Annotated in this window: 4 protein-coding genes; 2 read left to right on the top strand and 2 right to left on the bottom strand. The window is 61.0% G+C overall.

Translation table 11 applies throughout. The annotated features are described in order from the left end of the window. Nucleotides 1-894: 894 nt before the first annotated feature. Entirely contained in the window at nt 895-1,443 is a 549-nt protein-coding gene (locus tag R6U20_RS04415) for a spore maturation protein (protein WP_410336657.1), read from the bottom strand. 50 nt (nt 1,444-1,493) lie between these two features. Continuing rightward, nucleotides 1,494-2,528, bottom strand: a complete 1,035-nt coding sequence (locus R6U20_RS04410) for a nucleoside recognition domain-containing protein (RefSeq protein ID WP_410336656.1) — start codon at nt 2,526-2,528, stop codon at nt 1,494-1,496. Between the two features lie 176 nt (nt 2,529-2,704). Between R6U20_RS04410 and R6U20_RS04405 the strand changes: the two genes are divergently transcribed. Beyond that, the gene (locus R6U20_RS04405; RefSeq protein WP_410336655.1) at nt 2,705-3,625 is read left to right on the top strand and encodes a M50 family metallopeptidase; all 921 of its coding nucleotides are present in this window, start codon (nt 2,705-2,707) and stop codon (nt 3,623-3,625) included. Between the two features lie 82 nt (nt 3,626-3,707). Continuing rightward, the gene (locus R6U20_RS04400; protein ID WP_410336654.1) at nt 3,708-4,739 is read left to right on the top strand and encodes a lipoate--protein ligase; all 1,032 of its coding nucleotides are present in this window, start codon (nt 3,708-3,710) and stop codon (nt 4,737-4,739) included. Nucleotides 4,740-5,146 lie beyond the last annotated feature (407 nt).

The raw sequence follows: 5,146 nt of genomic DNA, 5'->3' as shown, positions 1-5,146 counted from the left end.
AATCACAGCCAGGTCCGCCCAGATCCACAGGGCAAAACCATAGGCATCATTCATGCCGGTCTGGTTAAGCCCCTTGTACCATATCAAAAACATGGCATAGACGCCCCACAAAAGCACGGCGCCGACTACTGCAATTCGCCGGTTGAGGGCGAACGCACTCCGCTCACGTATCCCTCCATTGGGGCATGGATCCCAGATCGTCGCTCCGCTCCGTCTGGGATGACGGTGTGAGGGCATAAAAAAGCATTTCGGTATGTTCAACAGCGGTCAGATGTATAGCACAATGCATTCTCAGTCTCCGGCTACAGGTCCATTCCTTCCATCACTTAGCATTGAACCGCTACCTCTTAATCTTCAGGACTTACGCAGTTGCCGCTTACGAATGTCATCTCGTCGCGAGGCTCTGCCTCGTGACGCCGTCGTTTAGGGGCTCCGCCCCGTCCTAAGGCAGGAAATGACGCCTCTCGGGTCAAGTGCGTAACTCCTAACGAAGTGAAGCATCTCAGCCCCCTGCGGTCGGGGGGCCTGCTGCTCAGTGGCCACGAGGTGCACCCTACGCGCACCGGGCGTGGCGAGCCTGTGGGGATGGCGCTGAGATCCTTCCGCCTAGCGGCGTCAGGATGACCTGCGGCGCGATATGATCTCGTGACGACACAGAGCATGTACGCGTTTAGCGATGTGCCACAGATCGCCGGGGATGCAAGCGGTACCGACAGGGTTCGGCACAGGTTACCCGGCTATGGGTTTGACTCACATCGTGCCGCTCCTTAGCCCGGGGTCAGTATTCCGACAGCTGTCGGAAGAATATCCCGGGCGGCCATTGAATCGCGCCAAACAGATACAACGGCGCGCCGTGTCCCTACGTACACTGTGGAACTGTACTACAGATGTGCATCATCCCCCAAAGAGCAGGCGCACCACATACACCGAAGCAATCACGCCCACAGCATCCGCAAACAGCCCTGCAGGCACCGCATGCCGCGTCTTTCGGATGTTAACCGCGCCAAAATACACCGCAATTACGTAAAACGTGGTTTCGGTCGAACCAAACATCGTCGCTACCATCTTCACGATGAGCGCATCCTCGCCATACTGCGCCACCATATCCGCCACGAGCGCCGCCGACCCGGATCCCGTAAGCGGACGCATAATTGCCATGGGCAGCACCTCCGCCGGAATACCAACCCACGCCAGCACCGGGTCGAGCGTATCCACCAGAAAGTCCATCGCCCCCGATGCCCGAAACATTCCAATTGCAAACAGAATGGCCACCAGGTACGGAATGATCATCACGGCGATGTCGAAGCCTTCTTTTGCGCCCTCCACAAAGACCTCGTAGACCCGCACGCCCTTAATCAGGCCGTACAGCGGGAAACCGACCAGAATCGCCGGAAGCACAAAATACGAGAGGATGCTAACAATGCTGCGAATCGTCTCAAGCATAGAATATCGCTATTACGTTATAAAACAGAGGGATACAGAGCGGATTTTCTCTATGAGGAGTTGTTCATCGGGTTGGAGTCGGCAAAGCGTTTCATCCGGCTAAGCAGCACCGCACCCGCAATGCCGGCCACCGTGGTGCAGGCTGTAGCCAGCGCAATCGAGAACACCAGTTCGTTCACCTGCAGGCCCATAATCGCAATGAGCAGCACCGGCGGCACCAGTTGCACGCTCGACGTATTCAGCGCCAGCAGCATCACCATCGCGTTGGTCGCGGTTTCCTCCGACGGGTTCTCTTTCTGCAAATCCTCCATTGCCTTGATGCCGAGCGGCGTGGCGGCGTTGCCAAGCCCAAACACATTCGCCAGCAGATTCAGCGCAATCGTGCCCATGGCCGGGTGATCTTTCGGCAGCTCTGGGAAGAGCGGGCGCAGCACCGGCTGCACAAAGCGCGTAAGCGAGTGGATGAGACCGCCCTCCTCGCCAATCTTGAGAAGGCCCAGCACCAGCGCCAGCACGCCAATGAGTCCCAGCGCCAGCGAGGCGGCAGTCTCCGCAAAGTCGAGTGCGGCCGCGGCAATATCGTTCAGCTTCCGAAAATGAACCGGCTCAAACGTGAGGCGCGCCTGCACCGCCGTTCCTGGCCTATCGGTAAGCTGGGCCTCGGCGCGAATCGGATCGCTGGTCTCGTCGCCGTAGAAATCGCGCATATCTTGCCAGGGCTGCGGCAGCTCCGTATCGCTGCCGAGCACGACCTGATCGCCGTCTTGCGTCTGCACGAGCTCACCGTCGTAGCGCGCGTCGGGCGAGGCGGCATCCGGATAGAACGCCTGAAACGCGGTGGTGTCGAGGTGCACCGTCACCGGCTGACGGCGAGCGTCGGCGTTGTATTCCTCCGGGAAGGACACCGTAACCTCGAACGCGTCGCCGTTGCGGTAGCGATCGGACGACAGCTCCTGCACGTCGGTCGAAAGGGCAAACACCAGACTGAAAATAATCAGCCCGGCCCAGATGTAGTTGAGCATGAGCAGATGGGGCGGATGCTTAACAGGAATGCGCAGCACATAGCATACGGAACGTTTCCCCACAAGCGCTACCGGGGTGCGGAAGCGTGCGGATGACTTGCAGTGTGGGGCTGGTTCGGAGATACGCCCCGTCCAAGGGGGCATGCTGAACGCCGTGAAGCCTCTGGGGTTTGTAGAACCGCGCGCTACAGCGCATCCTACCGCAGCATCTGTCACGTTCTCCCTGAATCCGTCTCGCTATGGCCTCCCATTCAACGGCCCGAAAGATGCTCCTCGCCGCCATGGCCGTAGTGGCGGCGTGCATGCTGGTGCCCTACGGCATGTGGCTCATCTACCCGTTCGACCTCGTTGGCACGTTCATCCACGAAGCCGGGCACGCCCTGGCCGCAGTCGTGACGGGCGGCTCGGTGGAGCAGTTTGTCATCCGCCTGGACACCAGCGGTTACGTCAGCTATCGCGGCGGTGTGCGCCTCATTGCGACGCCGGCCGGTTACCTGGCCTCGGTGGTGGTCGGTGCGGCGCTCCTTGTAGCTGGCACGCAAGCAACCCGCGTGCGCACCGCGCTGTGGTCTACCGCAGGCGGGCTGCTTATCGTGACGGCGTTTTTTAGTGGATACGGAGCATCGTTGCTGGCTTTCGGAGCGTTCGTCTCGGGCCTCCTGATGTGTTCCTACGCCCGCACATCCGGCTCGCAGGCACAGGCTGCGCTTCATAGCACTGCCATTACCTCCCCCCGCAGGCCGGCGCGCTCATGGTCCCGCCGCCTGGCCCTCTTCGCCGGGCTTGCACTCATGGGCGGGGCCCTCGCCTACATGTTCATCACAGGTGGACTGCTGGCCTGGGCCGTGGGCGGACTCATGGCGCTGGTGCTGTGGAGCGTGGCCGCGTACGCTCCGCCGCGCTGGCAGCAGGGCACCGTCATCTTTCTGGGCGTGCAACTCGCACTCGACGGACTCAACAGCATCCTGACGCTGTGGACGCTCACCCGCTCGGGCCATGCCCATAACGACGCCGCCACCATGGCCGGGCTCACCGGGCTGCCCGCAGAGGTCTGGGCCGTGGCGTGGGGACTGCTTAGCCTGCTCGTGATTGCTGGCGCGCTACGCCACTACGGACGCCGCTCGCAAACGCCCTTCGATGGTGCATCCGGCACAGTGTGAAGGAGATGTCGCGCCCCTCCCGCTGTGGAAACCACGCGCCTGTGTATCCATCCATGTACGTGATAATCTGCCGTTCACTATTGTGCAACCGATTCCCTTCGCCTCCCTTATGCGCTACCTGGATACGACGCCCATACACGACCCCACGCTCAACCTGGCGCTCGAAGAGCACGTGCTGCGCACCTTTCCCAACGACGAGGATTACGTGCTCTTCTACGTGAACGAGCCGTCGATTATCATTGGGCGCAACCAGAATACACTTGAAGAGATCAACGCGGCGTATGTGGAGGCCAACGACATCCACGTGGTGCGACGTGTGTCGGGCGGCGGGGCGGTCTACCACGATCCCGGCAACCTGAACTTCAGCTTCATCACCGACTATGCGCCCGACCGCCTGAACAATTTCACGCACTTTACCCGGCCTGTCATCCACGCGCTGAACGATCTGGGTGTACCGGCTGAGCTCAAGGGGCGCAACGACATCGTGGTGAACGATCGTAAAGTGTCGGGCAACGCGCAGTATTCCACCGGGAAGCGCATGTTCAGTCACGGCACGCTGCTCTTTGACAGTGATCTGAGCGAGGTCAGCCACGCCCTCAACGTAAAGCAAAGCAAGATTGAGTCGAAGGGTCACAAGTCTGCTCGTAGCCGGGTGGCGAACATCGCCGAGTTTCTGGACGACGCCTTTACGGTCGCGGATCTGCGCACGCATCTGCTCGACACATTCAAGGCAGAGCAGGACGTTACCGTCTACGAGCCCACCGAATCCGACTGGAACGCCGCCCGCACCCTGGCCGACGAGAAGTACCGCACGTGGGACTGGAATTACGGCGCTTCGCCTGCGTTCGATGTGCAGCGCACGCGTCGCTTCGACGATGTGGGCGAGGTCGACGTGCGGCTCTCGGTCGATGACGGACGCATTACCGAAGCCACCATCTACGGCGACTTCCTGGGCCACCGCGCGGTGGACGATCTGGAGGCCGACCTCGAAGGCGTCTCCTACCGTCCGGAGGCCCTGCACGACGCGCTCAGCGAGGTGGACGTAAGCGCCTACTTCGGCGGCCTCGACCGCGACCGCTTTGTGGCGCTGGTGTATGCAGGGGATGAGGCGTAGTGGCTCTGCTCACACACCGGTTTGTCATGGGAAGCGGTGCCGCTCGCTCTCCTGCTCGGGTGGCACACATCTCCTCGTGCATCATACCGACCATCTTTTGGTGAGTCCACAGGCAGCCTGGACGGGGCAGAGCCCCTGAATAAGTGCGTCACAAGGCAGAGCCTTGCGACGAGGAGGGACAATAGTCGGATTGGAACTGGCAGGAGCATACTCCTCATCGCGCCGACGGGGGAACGTGTGCCGGAGCCGCCGATCCGGAATCCAGCTTTTCGCTCAAAGTCCGTGCCGCTGGGGATGCAAGGTGGAAGGGACACAGCAGTCTTATCCGCAACACCCGCGTTACGTGTGGTAGGGGCACCGCATCAACAGAAACGCACGTCTGGGTGCTGGGTGTAATACGGCTGTGC

It is taken from the genome of Longimonas sp. (assembly GCF_046498435.1).
Lineage (GTDB): Bacteria > Bacteroidota > Rhodothermia > Rhodothermales > Salinibacteraceae > Longimonas.
The sequence above is the reverse complement of the archived record's forward strand: the minus strand, read 5'-3'. Positions and strand labels throughout refer to the sequence as shown.